We start from the raw sequence: 19,253 nt of genomic DNA, 5'->3' as shown, positions 1-19,253 counted from the left end.
GGCATGACCCCACTGTAATCCGTAAGATGGGCGGCATGACTTCGACCGACACTGCTGCATCCGCCTCCCGCATCGCCTCCGGCCACGGCCTGGCCACCGTCACCGCCGACGGGACCGTGCTCGACACCTGGTTCCCTGCCCCCGTGCTGGCGCCGCTGGCCCAGAACGAGGACGCCGCGCTGCTGGCCTCCCTCGAGGCCGCCGTCGGCGAGGACAGCGACCGAGGAGTGCGCACCGAGGTGGTCTCCGTCGAGGCGGACCTCGACGCGCCGGCCGCCGGCACCTCGGACGTGTGGCTGCGTCTGCACCTGCTCTCGCACCGTCTCGCCCAGCCGAACACCCTCAACCTGGAGGGCATCTTCGGCCACCTGACCAACGTGGTCTGGACCAACTTCGGGCCCTGCGCGGTGGACGGCTTCGAGGCCACCCGTCTGAAGCTGCGCTCGCGCGGTCACGTCACCGTGCACAGCATCGACAAGTTCCCGCGCCTGGTGGACTACGTGACGCCGGTGGGCGTGCGCATCGGTGACGCCGACCGCGTCCGTCTCGGCGCACATCTGGCTGAGGGCACCACGGTCATGCACGAGGGCTTCGTGAACTTCAACGCCGGCACTCTCGGGGTCTCCATGGTGGAGGGCCGCATCTCTGCAGGCGTCGTGGTGGGCGACGGCACTGACGTCGGCGGCGGCGCCTCGATCATGGGCACCCTCTCCGGCGGCGGCACGGAGCGTGTGGCCCTGGGTGAGCGGGTGCTGCTCGGCGCCAATGCCGGCGTCGGCATCTCCATCGGCGATGACTCGGTGGTGGAGGCCGGCCTGTACGTCACCGCCGGCACCAAGGTCTCCGTGCTCGACGACCACGGCAACGTGGTGGAGGTCGTCAAGGGCTCTGCCCTCTCCGGCGTCCCGAACCTGCTGTTCCGTCGCAACTCCGTGTCCGGCCGCCTGGAGGCCGTGCCGCGCAAGGGCCAGAAGGTGGAGCTCAACGCGGCCCTCCACGCCAACTGAGCCGCAACGTCGTGACGCCGGACCGCCCGCCCCTTGGGCGTCCGGCGTCACGACGGTGGGCGGTTCCTGACACTGCGGCGGAGACGGACGAACACCTGATGGTGAAGCAGAGATGATGAGCAGACACCGGGCGGAGCGCCCGATCGTGGCGACCCGCGAGATGGTCCGCCGCCGGCGCCGTCGCCGCGCCCTGGCGGTGCTTGTCCTGCTGGCGATGGTCCTGGCGGGCGTCGTCTGGGCCACCTGGCGTCACATCGACGAGCAGGAGTATCTGCTGGACGCCCGCTGCGAGGTGCAGGTGGGCGGGGAGCTCCACGTGCTGACCCCGCACCAGTCGGCGAATGCCGCACTGGTGGCGGCACTGGCGGTGGACCGGGGACTTCCGCGGGAGGCCGCCGCCGACGCCTTGGCCATCTCCCTGCAGGAATCTGACCTGCAGGTCCTCGAGGCCACCGACGAATACGACGCCCGCGAGCTGTTCCGCAGCGGGTCACCCAGCTGGTCGGACGATGACGGCCCGGTGGAGGTCGCAAGCTCCGTGGAGGGCTTCTACGACGCCCTGGAGTCGGCTCGGGACCACGAGGACGACCCGTGGACGCCTGAGCTCAGCGTCTCCGAAGCCGCCGACGTGCTGGAGCGTCCCATGGACCCCAGCTTCTACTCACGCCACGCGGAGCGCGGCAGGGCCTTCGCGGCGCCGCTGACCGGTGCGCAGCCGATCGGCATGACCTGCCGCCTCACCCGCAAGGACGCCCCCAACCCGGACCCTGACGGCCTCGCCCACGAGGTGGCGGGGGTCCTGGGCACCGCCCTTGAAGTGCCCGACGACGCCCAGGAGGCACTGGAGGCTCTCGGGTCCGAGGACGAGGACGAGGGCGCCGATGAGGACGAGGGCGCCGATGAGGACGCGCGGGACGAGCTCGAGGAGTTCGGGCCGATCCTGATCGACCGCAGCGCCGCCGCCGGTGATGACGCGGACGGTGCCGGTCCAGAGGCCGGGACCGTCGTCACGGTGAGCATGCCCGGCGGCGATGAGGACGACGAGCAGGCCGACACGACCCGGGAGCTGTGGACCCTGGCGCACTGGGCCGTGGCCACCGCCGACGTCTACGGCACCCAGACGGTCCACGCCGGGGCCTTTGAATGGAGTCGCGACTCCGGACGCTGGTCACGGGTGGAGGAGATCTCCGACGACGCCGTCGTCATCGGCTTCTGAGCGGCCCGCACCACGCAGATCGAGGCGTCACTTTCCCGGACAACTCCTGGTACTCAAGCGCTTCGCCTGGCGTGCGATCTGCGGGAAGATGACTCCTCGTACAGCTCCCTGCGGCGGCTCTGCCGCAGGCCCCACCCAGACCGCGGCCACCCGCGCGATACCCGTGCGACCCACGACAGCAGAAGACCCCGCCGCCGTGCTCCGGCTGCGGGGTCCTGCACTGACGGCGCCTCGGCCTCGGGTCAGGCGCCCGGGTAGCTGCGCTCCGGCTCACCGATGTAGAGCTGACGCGGTCGCCCGATCTTGGTGGAGGGGTCCCTCATCATCTCGCGCCACTGGGCGATCCAGCCGGGCAGGCGACCGAGGGCGAAGAGCACGGTGAACATCTTCTCCGGGAAGCCCATCGCCTTGTAGATGAGGCCCGTGTAGAAGTCGACGTTCGGGTAGAGCTTGCGCTCGATGAAGTAGTCGTCCTCCAGCGCCTTCTGCTCGAGCCGCTGGGCGATGTCGAAGAGCTCGTCGTCGCCGCCGAGCTTGGCCAACATGGAGTCGGCGATGCCCTTCACCACCCGGGCACGCGGGTCGTAGTTCTTGTACACGCGGTGCCCGAAGCCCATCAGACGGACGCCGTCCTCCTTGTTCTTGACCTTCTCCATGAAGGCCTCGGGGCTGACGTCGCCCGCCTGGATCTGGCGCAGCATCTTCAGCACCGCTTCGTTCGCGCCGCCGTGGGCCGGGCCGAACAGGGCGTTGATCCCCGCGGAGATGGAGGCGAACATGTTCGCCTGCGAGGAGCCCACCAGACGGACCGTGGAGGTGGAGCAGTTCTGCTCGTGGTCGGCGTGCAGGATCAGCAGGGTGTCCAGCGCCTTGACGATCTCGGGGTCCAGCTCGTACTGCTCGGCGGGCACACCGAAGCAGCCGCGCAGGAAGTTCTCCACCAGGTCCAGGTTGTTGTCCGGGTAGAGCATCGGCTGGCCGATGGACTTCTTGTACGCGTAGGCGGCGATGGTGGGGACCTTCGCCAGCAGTCGGTAGGTGGAGCGCTCGACGTGCTCGTCGTCGAAGGGGTCGAGCGAGTCCTGGTAGAAGGTCGACAGGGCCGAGACGGCCGAGGACAGCACCGGCATCGGGTGGGCGTCACGCGGGAAGCCGCCGAAGAAACCCTTGAGCTCCTCGTGCAGCAGCGTGTGGCGGCGGGTGACGTTGTCGAAGGCGTCCAGCTGCTCCGCGGTGGGCAGCTCGCCGTAGATGAGCAGGTAGCTCACCTCGAGGAAGTTCGAGTGCTGAGCGAGCTGCTCGATCGGGTAGCCGCGGTAGCGCAGGATCCCCTCGGCACCATCGATGTAGGTGATCGCCGACTTCGCGTTCGCGGTGTTCATGAATCCGGGGTCGTAGGTGACCGCCCCGGTGGTCTTCAGCAGCGGAGCGATGTCGAGCCCGTCATTGCCTTCCACGGCATTCTCGACGGGTAGCTCGAGCTCCTGGTCCTGATAGCTCAGGCGGGCTGCTGTCTGCTCAGTCATGCGGTCTCCTCATCAGAAACACTCGTACGCAACTCTGACAACCTACCTGGTCGTCACGTCGCGTCGCCAGTTGTGTCACGTTTCACGTCGGGCGCCGGGACGGGCCCGGCGCGGGGTCATCTCAGCCGTGCGGAGGCGGCGGCGATCCGCTCATCGGAGGCGGTCAGCGCCACCCGGATGAACCCGTCCCCGTGCTCCCCGTAGAACACACCAGGGCCGACGACGATGCCGCGCGCGGCCATCTGCTCCACCAGCGTCCACGAGTCGGAGGCGCCGTCGGTGCACCACAGGTAGAGCCCGGCGTCGGAGTGCTGCACCTGCAGACCGGCGGCCTGCAGGGCGGGCAGCAGCCGCTCCCGTCGCCGACGGTAGACCTCCCGCTGGGCGTCGACGTGCGCGTCGTCGCTCAGCGCCACCCGCAGCGCCTCCTGCACGGGTGCCGGCATGATCATCCCCGCATGCTTGCGGGTGTTGACCAGTCCGGCGATCAGCTCCGGGCAGCCGGCGACGAACGCCGCACGGTACCCGGCCAGGTTCGACTGCTTGGAGGCCGAGTAGACCGCCAGCAGTCCCGTGTGATCGCCGGCGCTGACCCGGGGGTCGAGCACGGAGGGGACGTCGTCGACCGTCCACGGCAGCTCGGCGTAGCACTCGTCGGAGGCGACGACGGCGCCGAGGCGCCGAGCCAGCCGAACCACCGCGGCCATGCTCTCGACGCCCGTGACCGCACCGGTCGGGTTCGACGGCGAGTTCAGCCAGATCAGCTTCACCCGTGACAGGGTCTCCTCGTCGACCTGGGCCGGGTCCTCGACCGCCAGCGGGGTGGCCCCGGCGATCTGGGCCCCGATGTCGTAGGTGGGATAGGCGACCTTCGGCCGCAGCACGACGTCGCCCTCCCCCAGCCCCAGCAGGGTCGGCAGCCAGGCGACGAGCTCCTTGGAGCCGATCGTGGGCAGCACGGCCTCCGGGTCCAGGCCCTCGACGCCGCGGCGCCGAGCGAACCAGGAGACCACCGCCTCGCGCAGCTCACGCCGTCCGTGGGTGGTCGGGTATCCCGGTGCATCCGCGGCGGAGGCCAGTGCCTCCCGGATCACTGCGGGAGTGGGATCCACGGGGGTCCCGATGGAGAGGTTGACCGCGCCGTCGGGGTGGGCGGCCGCCTGCTCCAGGTACGGAGCCATGGCGTCCCACGGGTAGTCAGGAAGCGTGAGCATAGGCGGCAGTCAGTGCTCCTGCGGAGGCAGTGCGGAGATGACCTCGTGGTCCTTGGCGATCATGCCGACCTTCGCCGCACCGCCCGGAGAGCCGATGTCGTCGAAGAACTCGACATTGGCCCGGTAGTACTCGGACCACTCCTCCGGGACGTCGTCCTCGTAGTAGATGGCCTCCACCGGGCAGACGGGTTCGCAGGCGCCGCAGTCTACGCACTCGTCGGGGTGGATGTAGAGCGACCGTTCGCCCTCATAGATGCAGTCCACCGGGCATTCCTCGATGCAGGCCTTGTCCTTCAGGTCCACACAGGGAAGGGCGATGATGTAAGTCATGGACTCCTCTGTCTCTCCTGGCCACCGGACGGTGACCCGGGAATGCCGGTCGGTGGGCGAGGCGACCGGCGACTGTACTCAGGTGCACGCGGCACATGGCGTGCCGGTGGACTCCAGTCTACCGATCCGGAGCTGCGGATGTCCCAGCGGGCGCCGGTCTCTGCGTCACATGAGGAAGCCCTCGCCCGGGGTCGGGCGGGAGCGGGCGACGGCGGCGTCGCGGGCGAGGATCCACTTCACCAGCACCATGGACACCAGCGTGATGCCCGCACTGCCCAACCACCAGATCAGTGAGGCGATCGTCGGCCCGGGCAGCAGCTCCATCGCCTCGGCGCTGTAGGGCACCATGAGCTGGTCCGGACCCGGCCAGAGATAGGCGACGGTGGCCACGGTGAAGGTGGTGATGCCCATGAGGGTGGGCTCCAGCAGCGAGTCGGCCCGCAGGCCGGCCCAGAGCTGGGCGAGCAGGCACAGCAGCAGCGCCACCGCCGCGCCCCAGGGGATCACGAACCCGCTGTGGGTCTCCCCCAGCATCCACAGGTTGCCGTGCACCGCAGTGCCCAGCACTCCGATGACGGCTCCGGCGGAGAAGCAGATCCCCATCAGCACGGGGCGGTTCCGCGGGCGGTTGCGCGCGATGCGCTCCGGACCTGCCGGGTCCGAGGTCGCACCGTGGGCTGATCCGTCCGCTGCTCCGTGCTGATGGGGAGGGGTCGTCACTGGGCCGCGCTCTTCTTCTTCCGGGATTCCTTCAGGCGGTCCGAGGCGTTGAGGGTGACCTTGCGGATCCGGATGGACTCCGGGGTGACCTCCACACACTCGTCGTCGTTGGCGAACTCGAGGGACTCCTCCAAGGTGAGCTTGACCGGCGGGGTCAGGCCCTCGAAGCTGTCGGCGCTGGCGGCGCGCATGTTGGTCAGCTTCTTCTCCTTGGTGATGTTGACCTCCATGTCCTCGTTGCGGGAGTTCTCCCCCACCACCTGGCCCTCATAGACCTCGGACTGGGCCTCCACGAAGAAGGTGCCGCGCTCCTGAAGGTTGATCATGGCGAACGGAGTGGCCGATCCGGCGCGGTCCGCCACCAGAGAGCCGGAGATCCGGTACTCGATCTCGCCCTTCCACGGCTCGTATCCGGCCGCGTAGGAGGAGGCGATGCCGGCCCCGCGGGTCTCGGTGAGGAACTTGGTGCGGAAGCCGATGAGCCCGCGGGCGGGAACCATGAACTCCATGCGGATCCAGCCGGTGCCGTTGTTCGTCATGGTGGTCATGGTGCCCTTGCGGGCGGCCATGAGCTGGGTGATCGCACCCATGTGCTCTTCGGGGGCGTCGATGGTCATGTTCTCCATCGGCTCGTGGAGGACTCCGTCGATCTCACGGGTGACCACCTGCGGCTTGCCCACGGTCAGCTCGAAGCCCTCACGGCGCATCTGCTCCACCAGGATGGCCAGGGCGAGCTCGCCGCGGCCCTGGACCTCCCAGGTGTCAGGACGCTCCGTGGGGAGCACCTTGATGGAGACGTTGCCGATGAGCTCCTTGTCCAGTCGGTCCTTGACCTGACGGGCGGTGACCTTCGCGCCCTTGACGCGGCCGGCCATCGGGGAGGTGTTGATGCCCACCGTCATGGAGATCGCCGGGTCGTCCACGATGATGTTCGGCAGCGGCTTCGGGGACTCCAGGTCGGTGAGGGTCTCGCCGATCATGATGTCCTCGATGCCGGCCACTGCCACGATCTCGCCGGGCCCCGCGGACTCGGCGGAGACCCGCTCCAGGCCCTTGGTGGCCAGCAGCTCGGTGATCTTGACGGTCTTGACCGAACCGTCCTTGCGCGCCCAGGCGACCTGCTGGTTCTTCCGCAGTGTGCCGTTGAAGATGCGCAGCAGCGCCAGGCGGCCCAGGAACGGCGAGGCGTCCAGGTTGGTCACGTGGGCCTGGAGGACCTCGTCGGCGTCGTAGCGCGGGGCCGGGACGTGCTCCAGGATGGTGGAGAACAGCGGTTCGAGGTCCTCGTTCTCCGGCAGACCGCCGTCGGCGGGCTGCTCGGTGGAGGCCCGGCCGGCCTTGCCGGAGGCGTAGACCACGGGGACGTCCAGCACGGAGTCCAGGTCCAGGTCAGGGTTCTCCTCGGCGACGTCGGAGGCCAGCCCGAGCAGCAGGTCCATGGTGTCGGAGACGACGCCGTCGATGCGGGCGTCGGGGCGGTCCGTCTTGTTGACCACCAGGATGACGGGCAGCTGGGCGTTGAGCGCCTTGCGCAGCACGAAACGCGTCTGCGGCAACGGCCCCTCGGAGGCGTCGACGAGCAGCACGACGCCGTCGACCATGGACAGCCCGCGCTCGACCTCGCCACCGAAGTCGGCGTGTCCGGGGGTGTCGATCACGTTGATGGTGACCTTCTCGGTCCCGGCATGCTCAGCGGCGGCCGGACCGGAGTAGAACACGGTGGTGTTCTTGGCCAGGATCGTGATGCCCTTCTCCTTCTCGAGGTCCCCGGAGTCCATGACTCGGTCCTCGAGGTCGCCATGGCCACCGACGGCCTTGGTCTGACGCAGCATGGCGTCGACCAGGGTGGTCTTGCCGTGGTCGACGTGGGCGACGATCGCGACGTTGCGCAGGTCCTGACGCTCGTCAGTGCCTGCTTGTGCGCGTACGGCAGCAGTGGTCATGTCGGGGCAGCGCCTTCCGGAGTAGAAAGAGGTGTGGATGGGGCCCCGCACCGCCGCTGAGCGGCGCAGGCACCCGATCCAGTGTACTGCCCCGGTGCAAACCGCCGGTGCGGCGTCGATCACCGTTCCGATCGGCTCGGGGCCGCACGCCCCGGGAGGCGGCCCGGTGGTCGCACCCTGTCCCACCGGGCCGCCGGTCCATGGACCGACGCGATCGCAGGTCAGCCGGGCAGCCGCCCCTGGTCGGCGAGCAGACGGAGCCGTGCCGCGCGACGTTCGGCCTGGGTCACGGGGTTCGGGACGGGCGCGGCGGCCAGCAGACGCCGGGTGTAGTCCTCCCGGGGCGCCCGCAGGATCTGGTCCTTGGTCCCCTGTTCCACGACTCGTCCGTTCTGCATCACCAGGATCTGGTCGGCCAGCTGGTCCACCACGGCGAGGTCATGGGTCACGAACAGGCAGGCGAAGGAGAACTGCTCCTGCAGCTCGGCGAACATCTCCAGCACGCGTGCCTGCACGGACACGTCCAGGGCGGAGGTGGGCTCGTCGGCGATCAGGATCGACGGGCTCAGGGAGAGTGCTCGGGCGATGCTGATGCGCTGCCGCTGGCCTCCCGAGAGCTCGTGCGGATACCGGTTGATCACGCTGGTCGGCAGCTTGACCGCCTCCAGGAGCTCCTCAGCGCGCCGGATGCGCTCCTGGGCTGTGCCCACCTTATGGATCACCATCGGTTCGGTGATGATGTCGCCGATCGGGAATCGGGGGTCCAGGGACGCCGCAGGGTCCTGGAAGACGACGCCGATCTCGCGCCGCAGCGCCTTGCGCTGCTTCCGCGGGAGCCGGGGAAGGTCCTGACCGCGAACCAGCAGCTCCCCCTCCTCGACCTCCAGCAGTCCCAGCACCGCCTTGGCGACGGTGGACTTGCCCGACCCCGACTCGCCGACCAGTCCGAGGATCTCGCCCGGCTGGACCCCGAAGTTCACCCCTTCCACCACGCGGATGGACTTCCCCCGGAACCTGTAGGCCAGAGCGAGGTCCTTGCCCTGCAGCGCGAACTCCGGCTCGATCGCTGCGGGGATCTCCTGCTCGCGGACCTCCACGGCGTGCTCACCGAGGTGCGGCATGGCGTCGAGCAGCCGCTGCGTATACGGGTGCTGCGGTCGAGTGAGGATCTCCTCGGCGGTTCCGTGCTCCACCACTTCGCCGTGGAACATCACCACGACACGATCGGCCATGTCCGCCACCACTCCCATGTTGTGGGTGATGAGCACGATGCCGGTGTTCAGCTCGTCCTTCAGCCGACGCAGCAGGTCCAGGATCTCCGCCTGGACGGTCACGTCGAGTGCCGTGGTCGGCTCGTCGGCGATGATGACTTTCGGCCCGCAGGCAATGGCCATCGCGATGACGATGCGCTGCCGCTGGCCTCCGGAGAACTGATGCGGATATTCGTGGATCCGTTTCTCCGGGTCAGGGATGCCGACCTGTTCCAGCAGCTCGATTGACCGCCGCAGCGCGTCCGTGCCGTAGGCCTTCCCATGGATCTCCAGCACCTCCACCATCTGGGTGGAGACCTTGAGCACCGGATTGAGGGCAGTCATCGGCTCCTGGAAGACCATGGAGATGTCATTGCCGCGCAGCTTCCGCAGCTGAGACGCCGACATCGCCGTGACGTCCTTGCCGTCGAGCAGCACGGTGCCCTCGACGGCGGCATTGTCCGCCAGCAGGCCCATGGCGGTCGAGGAGGTCACCGACTTCCCGGACCCCGACTCTCCGACCACGGCGACGACCTCACCGGGGTGCAGGTCGAAGCTGACGCCTTTGACGGCGTCGATCTCCCCGAACTCCGTGGCGAAGCGGACCTTGATGTCCTGATAGCTCAGGATGGGCTGAGTCACTTCTTCCTCCTGCTCCGCCGCGTCGCCGCGGTGGGATCGGTGACCGAGGGGGCGGTCGTGGAACTTCCCGGGCCTCCCGGGGCCTCCCCGGCTCCGCCGATCCGCGCCTTGTGGCGCTGGGAGAACCCGCGCAGGCCCAGGGCGGTCAGCAGGCTCGGGCGCCGGTCCCCCACACGCTGCTGGCGCGGGTCGTAGGCGTCCCGCAGCCCGTCCCCGATGAAGTTCACGGTCAGGGCGATGATGATGATGAAGATGCCCGGGAACCAGAACAGCCAGGGCCGCGTCCCCGAGGCGTTCTCATAGGTGGTGATGAGCAGACCCAGGGAGGTCTCCGGAGCCTGGACGCCCAGGCCGAGGTAGGACAGCGAGGACTCCAGCAGCACCGCTGCGGCGATCGAGAACGTCGCGTTGACGATGATCACGCCCACACTGTTGGGCAGCATGTGCTTCAGGATGATCCGCGACGGGGAGGACCCCATCGCCACGGCGGCGGAGACGTACTCCTTCTCCCGCAGGGAGAGCACCTCTGCCCGGACGAGCCTGGCGAGCCCGGTCCACGTGAAGCAGCCCAGGGCGAAGCCCAGCAGCACGATGTTGCCCTGGACCATCTGCCCGGCGATCGCCGCGAAGACCAGCAGCGGCACCACGATCACGAGGTCGGTCAGGCGCATCAGGATCGTCTCGATCCACCCGCGGAAGTATCCGGCCATCGCGCCGACGAGCACTCCGATGCCCGTGGAGACGACGCCGACCATGAAGGCGATGGTCAGCGACTGCTTCATCCCCTGCATGGTCAGGGCGAAATAGTCGCGTCCCAGGTTGTCCTGACCGAAGGGGTGTTCGCCGAGGATGGCGCCGTCCCGGAACATGGTGGGCACTCCGCCGTCGAGGATGGGTCCGGTCTCCCGGTAGCCCTTGTCCCACCAGCCGGGAATCCCCAGGAACCCGAGGGAGCTGAACGCGATCACTGTGCAGAACACCAGCACGATCAGCGAGATCACGGCCGGCTTGTGGGCGAAGAAGCGACGGCGCACCAGCTGCGCCTGGGAGAGGGACTGGCCCTTCTGCTCCAGCTTGGAGTCCTCGACCTCGGTGAGGTCGACCATCTGCTGGTCCAGGCCGTCGGCCGGGAGGTCCTGACCCGGCTGAGCCGACTGGTCCAGGTCGTCGGGGGGTCTGTTGATCGTGTCGCTCATACTCGAATCCTCGGGTCCAGGACGGCGTACATGATGTCCGCGATGAAGTTGAAGATCACGGCTACGAAGCCGGTGATCATCACGAAGCCCATGACGGGCGCAGGGTCCACGTTGCGCAGCCCGGTGATGAAGACTCCGCCCATGCCGTTCCAGTTGAAGATCGACTCCACGATGACGGTGCCTCCGATCAGTCCGGCGAAGTCGAAGGCCACGATGGTCGCCAGCGGGATCAGCGCGTTGCGGAAGGCGTGCTTGAAGACCACGGTGCGCTCGTTGGCTCCCTTGGCCCGGGCGGTGCGGATGTAGTCCTGGCGTGCCACCTCCAGCATCGAGGCGCGGGTGTAGCGGGTGTAGGTCGCCAGCGAGACGATCATCAGCAGCATCGTGGGGATCCACAGCTGGGTCAGCTGGTCCAGAGAGACCTGCCAGAAGGTCACGTCGTCCTCGGTGAACCGCCGGGTGTGCGAGCCGATGGTGCTCACCGGTCGGGACTTCAGGCTCAGCAGGCTGGGCCAGTGGTACATGAAGTGGTCCAGCAGGATCAGCCCGGAGGTCAGCATCCCGGTGATCACCGCGACGGCGGTCGCCTGCCCCTTGGCGTAGCCGCCCATGGTGCGGGCCAGCACCAGGCAGATGGCGATGGTCAGCAGGAACAGCCCCAGCAGCAGGAACCACCCGCCGGCGGGTTCCGCGAGCAGCTCCCAGGTGGCGTAGTAGGACACGATCCCCAGGCCCGACACGGTCAGTGCCGTATAGAGCACCCTGCGGTTCCCGAGCCCGGCGAGCAGCGCCGTGAGCCCGACGGCGAGGCCGAGGCTCAGCACGATGATGCCGACCGCGCCGAGGCGCGGCTCATGGGCGAAGTTCGAGGCGTCGAAGTACCAGAGGGCCCCGACGCTCGCCACGAACGTCATGCCGGCGGTGATGACCCGGCGGAGAGGCTCCCCTCCGATGATCAGGGGCAGGGCGATGGCCAGGACCACGGATATCCCGAGCATCTGCCCCCAGCTGTAGCTGCCGTCAGCCATCCAGTTGTTGTAGCGGATGGCCAGCCACTCCTTCCCGAGCACCGCGGCCCAGAAGATCGGCAGGGAGAAGAACACGAACACGATGAACGAGACCGTGTAGTCGAACAGGGAGTACTGGCGGATCGCGGAGATGATCCCGATGAGGATGCCCAGCACGATCGAGGCGATCGTGGCGATGAACACCAGGCGCAGAGAATCCTGAGCGGCATTGGCCAGGATGCTGTTGAGATGCTGGCCGTCCCGATTGGTGCCGAAGTCGCAACTCAGGGTCACGCAGCCGGCCACGCCGCGGAACCACCACCAGTAGCGGATGTACCAGGGCTGATCCAGATTCATGGCCTGGGTCCGCTGCTCCATCTGGTGCGCGGCGTCAGGATCGTTGCTCTCGCGGAGGTCGGACAGAGGGTCGCCCGAGTGGACGACCATGAAGAAGACCAGGACGGAGGCCCCGAACAGCACGATGATCGTGCTGCCGAGGCGTTTGAGGATGTATGTCAGCACAGCTGAGGTTCGCCTTCCAAGGGTCGAGGAGACGGGGCGGCGGGGCCTGGCAGATTTGTGGTCTGTCAGACCCCGCCGCCTACGTGCTCAGCAGGAGAGCGGTCGCCGCTCCTGCCGTCTCGGCTGGTGAGAGTCAGTCAGGGACTGGTTCTCACTCAGCGCTGCGCTGCCACTGATCGGCGTTCCACGTGATGCCTGTCTGGGCGGAGGTGGCCCGCACGTTGTAGATCTCCGCATCCGAGGCGAAGATGCCGGGGTGGACGTAGAGCGGGATGCTCATGAGGTCATCCCACAGGATCTGCTCGATGCCCTGCAGCAGCGGGATGCGGTCCTCCTCGTCCATGGTGATCACCAGCTCGTCCCAGAGCTCGTCCAGCTCCTCGTTGCTCCAGGAGCCGTCGTTCTGGCCGCCGGTGGAGTGGTACATGTTGCGGCCCGAGGCGATCTGCCCGGAGCCGGCCCAGGCGAACATCGCCACGTCCCAGTCCCCGCTGGGGATGACCTCGGCGAAGAACGCCTCATGACCACCGTCGGAGATCTCGAAGCCGGCCTCTCCGCAGGCCTCGGCGATCAGCTGCACCTGGTCGGAGCGCCGCGGGTTGGGCGACTGGTAGCCGATCTCCACCTCGGCGCCGACGGCGTCGGCCTCTTCGAGGAGCTCGGCGGCGCGCTCGATGTCCTGCTCATCGTAGCGGCCGTCGTAAGCCTCGCTGATGACCTCGTCATAGGTGTCCTCGAAGTTGAGCACTTCGCGGCCGTTGAGCAGCTCAGCCTCCGGGTAGAGCGGCTCGATGAGGTTGTCCAGGATCAGCTGGCGAGGCACGCAGAGTGCGAAGGCCTCACGCACGGCGTGGTCCTGGAAGACGGAGTCCTCGCTGTGGTTCATGTCCAGGTGCTCCCAGGTGGCGAGCTCCTGCTCGTGGATGACGATCTGGTCGCCCATGTTCTCCAGCTGCTGGAGGGTGTCCAGCGTGGCCTGGGGCGCGATCACATCGAGGTCGCCGTTCTCCATGGCCTGCGGCATGGATCCGTCGTCCACGAAGTGGAAGGTGATGCGCTCGGTGCCCGGAGGGGTGCCCCAGAAGTCCTCGTTGGCGACTAGCGAGACGTACTCACCGCTGACGAAGGAGTCCACCACGTACGGACCGCTGGACGGCATGAGGTCGGCGTCGGGGAGGTCGCCGTCCTGCACGTGCCACCCCTCGTTCCAGAACTCTGCGGCCTCCTCCAAGGACGCGGAGTCCTGGTCGCGGAACGCCTCGGAGAGCTCCTCCACGCTCATGCCCGCCTGCTCGGCCACGATGTGCGCCGGCTCGGGCCAGGTGATGATCAGCTGCCAGTCGACGTAGGCGTAGTGGTCGGAGTACTCGACGGTGAACGTCTTGCCGTCCAGGTCGCCCTGCGGGCCGTCCGGAATGTAGGTGCCGAAGTTCTTGCTCACGGAGTCGAACAGGTAGTTGGCCTCGCCGTCTTCGGTCTCCGGCTCGTCCTCGTTCACGATGCCGGGGTGCTGAGCACCCCAGGTCAGCACGTAGTCGGCGACGGTGATGGGAGTGCCGTCGGACCAGGTGGCGTCGTCACTGATCGTGTACTCCACGATCAGCGGGGTGGACTCCTCCTCGTTGATGACCGGCTCACCGGTCTCCTCATCGAGCAGCGTCTCGCCGTCCTCGTCCTCCTCGTAGACGGTCTCGCCCTCCTGGGTGATCTCGAAGGAGCCGAACTCCTCGTTCTGGTTGATCGAGAGGTCTGTGCCGTAGTACCAGAAGCTCGAGCTCTGCAGTCCAGCGATGGCCGAGTTCGTCGTGTTGTTCGACGTCCGGGCGTTGTTGTTGTAGGAGACGTACTCCACGTCCGCCACCGCGACGTTGATCTCATCGTCGGTGGTCTCGAAGTCCTCGAAGGAGGCGCGGGTGCCGTCGGTCGGCTCGACGGTGTACTGCTGGCCCTCCTGGGTCTGGTCGGCGGCCGCGCCGTTGCCGTTCTCCTCCGCGTCGCCGTTGCCGTTGTCGTCCGAGCCCGGGGTGCACCCCGAGATCACGAGTGCGCCGGCGGCGGTCATCGCCACGGCGGCTGAAAGCTTCCTGATCTTCACAGCTTCTCCTCACTGCTGATGCGAGTGTTCACCGGTGCCGAGACGTCTGCCGCGCCTCCCTGCGGCGGACCGCGGGCAGGAGGTGGGTCGTCCCTTCGGGCTCTCGCCCGACGCGACCGTGACTGTGACGCATCTGACACCGGATCAAGGTGTGCACCAGAATACGGGCGCAGGGAGACCTGCCCGCACCCCCACAGGACCCGTGATCGAATTGTTACTGCGGTCACATTTTCGCCCAACAGGCCTGATAGGACGCGGGAGGTCACTGTCAACCCCACGCCGTCAACATGAGCGAAACACAGCCCCGATCAGCAGACGTGCAAGACATCTTTCAGAGTTCCGCGTCATTCCAGGGATCCAGGCATCCAGATCATCTCCAGTCGTCGCACAGCTCGTGTTCACCATCACATTTGTCTCATGGGGGCGCGAAACATCGCCGTCACAGCAGCGGGGCCCCGGAGTGTTCCCCGGGGCCCCGCTGCTGTGACTGAACATGTCAGGATGTTACGGACCAGTCGTCGCCATCATCGGGCGCTCGCCCAGATGCTGCGCCGAGAGGGCGCTCACGCCGTCACATCCTCGTTGGCCTTGGCGTAGTGACAGGCCGCCTGCTGAGTGATGCCCGGCCGGGTGATGAGCTCCGGCACCTGCGTCTCACACAGGTCTGTGGCCATCCAGCACCGGGTGCGGAACCGGCACCCCGAGGGCGGGTTCGCCGGGTTCGGCGGATCGCCCTTCAGGACGATCTGCTCCCGCTGACCACGCAGTGTCGGATCCGGCACCGGCACCGCCGAGAGCAGCGCCTGGGTGTAGGGATGCGCCGGGGCCTGGTAGATCTCCTGCTCCGTCCCGATCTCCGCCAGCTTGCCCAGATACATCACACCCACGCGGTCGGAGATGTGGCGGACCACCGAGAGGTCATGGGCGATGAAGATGTACGAGAGCCCCAGTTCGGACTGCAGGTCCTCCAGCAGGTTCATCACCTGAGCCTGGACGGACACGTCCAGTGCGGAGACCGGCTCATCGCAGATGATCACCTCCGGGTTCAGGGCCAGGCCGCGGGCGATGCCGATGCGCTGCCGCTGACCCCCAGAGAACTGGTGCGGATAGCGGTTGATGTGGTCCGGGTTCAGGCCCACGAGGTCCAGCAGCTCCTTCACCCGAGGCCGGATCCCCTGCGCCGGTTTCGCATCGGGGTGCAGCCGGAAGGGCTCCCCGATGATGTCGCCGACCGACATGCGCGGATTCAGCGAGGTGTAGGGGTCCTGGAAGATCACCTGGATCTTGCGGCGCAGCTTCCGCAGCTCCTCCCCCTTCACCGCGAGGAAGTCCTCTCCGCCGAAGCGGATTGAGCCCTCATCCGGCTCCTCCAGGCGCATCAGGAGTTTGGCCAACGTGGACTTGCCGCAGCCGGACTCTCCCACGATGCCCAAGGTCTCGCCCTTGCGCAGCTGGAAGCTCACACCGTCGACGGCTTTGACCGCCCCGATCTTCCGCTGGAAGATGATCCCCTGCGTCAGGGGGAAGTGCTTGACGAGGCCGTCGACGTCCAGGACCACCTCTGCGTCCGCGAACGGATCGGCCGGGCGGCCAGCCGGGCTGTGGTCATACAGGCTCATTCTGGGCCTCCTCGAGGGTGTGGATCTTCTCCGCGTAGTGGCAGGCCGAGGTATGGCCCGAGGCCACCTGACGCAGCTCGGGCCGCTCGGTGCGGCACCGGTCCGTGGCGAACTCGCAGCGGGGGTTGAACGGACAGCCGGGCGGCATGTCGGTCAGCATGGGCGGGAGCCCGGGGATGGCCTTCAGACGGTCCTCCTGGCCGTCCACCCGGGGGATCGACTGCAGCAGGCCGCGCGTGTACGGGTGGGCCGGCTGCCGGTAGATCTCATAGACGTCGGCGGTCTCCATGACGCGGCCGGCATACATGACCGCGATCTTGTCGGCTACATCCGCCACCACGCCGAGGTCATGGGTGATGAGGATCAGCCCCATGTTGTACTCCACCTGCAGCTCCTTGAGCAGCCGCATCACCTGCGCCTGGACCGTCACGTCCAGGGCGGTGGTGGGTTCGTCCGCGATCAGCACGTCCGGGTCCAGCGCGATGGCCATGGCGATCATGATGCGCTGCCGCATCCCGCCGGAGAACTGGTGGGGGAAGTCCCCCACGCGCTCCTCCGCGGCCGGGATCCCGACTCGGCGCATCATCTCGATGGACTTCTGACGGGCCTCCTTGCGCTTCATCCCCCGGTGCACGCGGAACATCTCCGCGATCTGCCAGCCGACCGGCAGCACCGGGTTCAGCGAGGACAGCGCGTCCTGGAAGATCATCGAGATGCTGGCGCCGCGCAGCTTCCGCCGCTTCTCGGCCGGCATCGTCAGCAGGTCCTCGCCGCGGTAGCGGATCTCTCCGCCGGCGATGTGCCCTGGGGGCATGTCGAGGATCCCCATGATCGTCTGGGCGGTCACGGACTTCCCGGAGCCCGACTCCCCTAGGATCGCCAGGGTCTCTCCGGCGTTGAGGGTGAAGTTCAGGCCGTTGATGGCCTGGGCGACTCCCGCTTTGGTGCGGAACTCGACCTGCAGGTCCTTGACCTCCAGCAGGGGGCCGTGGCCGTTCTTGGCCTGCCCGGTGGCAGGCTGTGTCTGATCCATGCTCATGCTCTCCTGCCTCACTTCTTGGCCTTGGGATCGATCGCGTCCCGCACCGCATCACCGAGCGTCATGAAGCCGAAGACGGTCAGCCCCACGAAGATCAGCGGGAACAGGATCAGGTGCGGATGCGACTGCAGGTACGGCTGGGCGTTCTGCAGCTGCAGGCCCCAGGAGATGGAGGGCAGCTGAAGCCCGACGCCCAGATAGGTCAGCGTCGCCTCCGCGCCGACGATGATCCCGACGAACACCGTCGCGTAGCCGATGACCGGACCCAGCGAGTTCGGCAGGATGTGCCGACGCATGATGGTCAGATGCCCGGCACCGAGAGCCCGGGCGGCCACCACGTACTCGCTGTTGACCACCGAGAGCACCGAGCCTCGCATCAGACGCATCATGGTCGGCCAGGTGAAGAAGATCAGGATCCCGGCCACTTCCGTCACGCCGCGGTCCTCGATGGAGTTCAGGAAGACCAGGGCGCCCAGGATGTAGGGCACGGCGAAGACCATGTCCGCCGTGCGGGCGAGCACGGTGTCCACCATGCGGCCGAAGTAGCCGGCGAGCAGACCCATGACCACCGCGACGACGAACACGCCGATGGTGGTGATGAAGCCGATCGCGATGGAGTTCCGGGCGCCATAGACCACGCGGGTGTAGTAGTCGCAGCCCTGGACGTCGGTGCCGAACCAGTGCGCGGCCGACGGGCTCTGACGGCTGCGGCTGAGCAGGCATTCCCGCGGATCCGTGTTCGTGAAGAGCTGGGGGAAGATCGCCATGGTCAGCAGCACCACCAGCAGCGCCGCGGCCACGATGAACCAGGGGTTCTTCCGCAGCGTGCGCCAGGCATCGGCCCAGAGGCTGGCCTCTTCGGTGTGCTTCGCGTCCTGCACCTCAGCCTGGCTGGGCTGGTGGGGGTCGCGGGAGGGGTCCTGGGTGTGCAGTGCAGTGTCACTCATAGCGGATCCTAGGGTCGAGCAAGCCGTACAGGAGGTCGACGACGAGGTTCACGACGACGAAGAACATCACGAACAGCGTCACGATGCCGACGACGACGGTCCCCTCCTGCGCCTGGATGGACTGGAACACCTGATTGCCCAGGCCCGGCAGGTTGAAGATCGATTCGACCACGATGGAACCACCCATCATGGTGGCCAGGTCGGCGCCGAGGAACGTCACCACCGGGATGAGCGAGTTGCGCATCGCATGACGTCCCACGACGCGGCCCCGCTTCATGCCCTTGGCCGTGGCGGTGCGCACATAGTCCGAATGAAGGGCGTCCATGAGCTCGCCGCGCAGCAGCCGCGCCACCATCGCAGTGGAGACCGCGGCCATGGTGAGCCCAGGCAGGACGAAGCTGACCAGCCCCTCGCGGGCCCCAGCGATCGGGAACCAGCCGAGGTTCAGGCCGAAGACCAGCTGCAGCAGGAAGCCGATGGCGATGACCGGCAGCGCCACGACCACGACCGTGGAGACCTGGACGAGGCGGTCGATGAACCGGTCACGGTAGATGGCGGCCAACGCGCCGGCGATGATGCCGATCACGGCCTGGATGACCAGGGCGACGGCGGCCAGCTGCAGCGTCACCGGCAGGCGCTGCTGGATGATCTCCAGCACGGGACGCCCGGTGAAGGTGGTGCCGAAGTCGGCGGCGGTGAAGACTCCCCAGATGTACTTGCCGTACTGGACGAGGAAGGGGTCGTTGAGGTTGTACTGCTCACGAAGCGTCTCCCGGACCGCGTCGCTCATGGGCCGGTCGCCGGCCAGGGCGCGGATCGGGTCTCCCGGCATGAGGAACACCATCGCGTAGACCAGCAGGGTCGCGATGAGGAGTACCGGGATGAACTGGAGCAGACGCCGAATGATGTAGCGGGTCATTGGTGTCCTAGGGTGGGTGCGCTTACAGAGGGCTTGTCAGGCGGAGGCCCGACGTCTCAGA

The 19,253-nt window shown here is 67.5% G+C and carries 15 protein-coding genes; 2 read left to right on the top strand and 13 right to left on the bottom strand.

Going from position 1 to position 19,253, the window contains the following annotated elements; genetic code table 11:
* Positions 1-35 precede the first annotated feature (35 nt).
* Both dapD and Q7C18_RS00880 read left to right on the top strand, forming a co-directional pair.
* Positions 36-1,007 (top strand): 2,3,4,5-tetrahydropyridine-2,6-dicarboxylate N-succinyltransferase, encoded by a 972-nt coding sequence (dapD, locus tag Q7C18_RS00885; protein WP_070159333.1) that lies wholly within the window; start codon positions 36-38, stop codon positions 1,005-1,007.
* A gap of 112 nt (positions 1,008-1,119) precedes the next feature.
* Positions 1,120-2,223 carry a hypothetical protein gene (locus tag Q7C18_RS00880; protein WP_311023629.1) on the top strand — a complete coding sequence of 368 codons (1,104 nt, stop codon included), beginning with the start codon at positions 1,120-1,122 and terminating at the stop codon, positions 2,221-2,223.
* A 242-nt stretch (positions 2,224-2,465) separates the two neighbouring features.
* Here the strand turns inward: Q7C18_RS00880 and Q7C18_RS00875 are convergent, their stop codons facing one another.
* The 13 genes from Q7C18_RS00875 to Q7C18_RS00815 all read right to left on the bottom strand — a co-directional run bounded on the left by Q7C18_RS00875 (position 2,466) and on the right by Q7C18_RS00815 (position 19,192).
* The gene (locus Q7C18_RS00875) at positions 2,466-3,749 is read right to left on the bottom strand and encodes a citrate synthase (protein ID WP_070159300.1); all 1,284 of its coding nucleotides are present in this window, start codon (positions 3,747-3,749) and stop codon (positions 2,466-2,468) included.
* Positions 3,750-3,865: 116 nt separating this feature from the next.
* A complete protein-coding gene (gene dapC / locus Q7C18_RS00870; RefSeq protein WP_311023627.1) occupies positions 3,866-4,963 on the bottom strand; it encodes a succinyldiaminopimelate transaminase in 1,098 nt (365 codons plus the stop codon).
* Positions 4,964-4,972: 9 nt separating this feature from the next.
* Entirely contained in the window at positions 4,973-5,293 is a 321-nt protein-coding gene (fdxA, locus tag Q7C18_RS00865; RefSeq protein WP_070159298.1) for a ferredoxin, read from the bottom strand.
* Positions 5,294-5,458: 165 nt separating this feature from the next.
* Positions 5,459-6,013 carry a hypothetical protein gene (locus Q7C18_RS00860; protein ID WP_311023625.1) on the bottom strand — a complete coding sequence of 185 codons (555 nt, stop codon included), beginning with the start codon at positions 6,011-6,013 and terminating at the stop codon, positions 5,459-5,461.
* Positions 6,010-7,956, bottom strand: a complete 1,947-nt coding sequence (gene typA, locus Q7C18_RS00855; RefSeq protein ID WP_311023623.1) for a translational GTPase TypA — start codon at positions 7,954-7,956, stop codon at positions 6,010-6,012. The genes Q7C18_RS00860 and typA overlap by 4 nt, the downstream gene beginning before the upstream one ends.
* Before the next feature lie 221 nt (positions 7,957-8,177).
* Positions 8,178-9,848, bottom strand: coding sequence for an ABC transporter ATP-binding protein (locus tag Q7C18_RS00850; protein WP_311023622.1), 1,671 nt, complete (start codon positions 9,846-9,848; stop codon positions 8,178-8,180).
* Positions 9,845-11,044 (bottom strand): ABC transporter permease, encoded by a 1,200-nt coding sequence (locus tag Q7C18_RS00845; protein WP_311023620.1) that lies wholly within the window; start codon positions 11,042-11,044, stop codon positions 9,845-9,847. The genes Q7C18_RS00850 and Q7C18_RS00845 overlap by 4 nt, the downstream gene beginning before the upstream one ends.
* Positions 11,041-12,573 carry an ABC transporter permease gene (locus tag Q7C18_RS00840; RefSeq protein WP_311023619.1) on the bottom strand — a complete coding sequence of 511 codons (1,533 nt, stop codon included), beginning with the start codon at positions 12,571-12,573 and terminating at the stop codon, positions 11,041-11,043. Before Q7C18_RS00840 ends, Q7C18_RS00845 begins: the two co-directional genes overlap by 4 nt.
* 151 nt (positions 12,574-12,724) lie before the next feature.
* Positions 12,725-14,668, bottom strand: coding sequence for an ABC transporter substrate-binding protein (locus tag Q7C18_RS00835; RefSeq protein WP_311023618.1), 1,944 nt, complete (start codon positions 14,666-14,668; stop codon positions 12,725-12,727).
* 563 nt (positions 14,669-15,231) lie between these two features.
* Positions 15,232-16,287, bottom strand: coding sequence for an ABC transporter ATP-binding protein (locus tag Q7C18_RS00830; protein WP_070159288.1), 1,056 nt, complete (start codon positions 16,285-16,287; stop codon positions 15,232-15,234).
* On the bottom strand, positions 16,274-17,320 hold the full coding sequence (locus Q7C18_RS00825; protein ID WP_396954316.1) for an ABC transporter ATP-binding protein: 1,047 nt from the start codon (positions 17,318-17,320) through the stop codon (positions 16,274-16,276). Before Q7C18_RS00825 ends, Q7C18_RS00830 begins: the two co-directional genes overlap by 14 nt.
* Positions 17,321-17,337: 17 nt before the next feature.
* Positions 17,338-18,273 (bottom strand): ABC transporter permease, encoded by a 936-nt coding sequence (locus Q7C18_RS00820; protein ID WP_311023617.1) that lies wholly within the window; start codon positions 18,271-18,273, stop codon positions 17,338-17,340.
* Positions 18,266-19,192, bottom strand: coding sequence for an ABC transporter permease (locus Q7C18_RS00815; RefSeq protein WP_311023616.1), 927 nt, complete (start codon positions 19,190-19,192; stop codon positions 18,266-18,268). Before Q7C18_RS00815 ends, Q7C18_RS00820 begins: the two co-directional genes overlap by 8 nt.
* Between the last annotated feature and the right edge of the window lie 61 nt (positions 19,193-19,253).

This window comes from Nesterenkonia sp. CL21 (genome assembly GCF_031705515.1).
Lineage (GTDB): Bacteria > Actinomycetota > Actinomycetes > Actinomycetales > Micrococcaceae > Nesterenkonia > Nesterenkonia aethiopica.
Note: the sequence above shows the minus strand (reverse complement) of the source record. Positions and strands in the feature narration are given on the sequence as shown.

Excerpts from the sequence above, each read along its gene's own strand:
- dapD (WP_070159333.1), top strand. The coding sequence starts at position 36 with ATGACTTCGACCGACACTGCTGCATCCGCCTCCCGCATCGCCTCCGGC.
- Q7C18_RS00880 (WP_311023629.1), top strand. The coding sequence starts at position 1,120 with ATGATGAGCAGACACCGGGCGGAGCGCCCGATCGTGGCGACCCGCGAG.
- Q7C18_RS00875 (WP_070159300.1), bottom strand. The coding sequence starts at position 3,749 with ATGACTGAGCAGACAGCAGCCCGCCTGAGCTATCAGGACCAGGAGCTC.
- dapC (WP_311023627.1), bottom strand. The coding sequence starts at position 4,963 with ATGCTCACGCTTCCTGACTACCCGTGGGACGCCATGGCTCCGTACCTG.
- fdxA (WP_070159298.1), bottom strand. The coding sequence starts at position 5,293 with ATGACTTACATCATCGCCCTTCCCTGTGTGGACCTGAAGGACAAGGCC.
- typA (WP_311023623.1), bottom strand. The coding sequence starts at position 7,956 with ATGACCACTGCTGCCGTACGCGCACAAGCAGGCACTGACGAGCGTCAG.
- Q7C18_RS00845 (WP_311023620.1), bottom strand. The coding sequence starts at position 11,044 with ATGAGCGACACGATCAACAGACCCCCCGACGACCTGGACCAGTCGGCT.
- Q7C18_RS00830 (WP_070159288.1), bottom strand. The coding sequence starts at position 16,287 with ATGAGCCTGTATGACCACAGCCCGGCTGGCCGCCCGGCCGATCCGTTC.
- Q7C18_RS00825 (WP_396954316.1), bottom strand. The coding sequence starts at position 17,320 with ATGGATCAGACACAGCCTGCCACCGGGCAGGCCAAGAACGGCCACGGC.
- Q7C18_RS00820 (WP_311023617.1), bottom strand. The coding sequence starts at position 18,273 with ATGAGTGACACTGCACTGCACACCCAGGACCCCTCCCGCGACCCCCAC.
- Q7C18_RS00815 (WP_311023616.1), bottom strand. The coding sequence starts at position 19,192 with ATGACCCGCTACATCATTCGGCGTCTGCTCCAGTTCATCCCGGTACTC.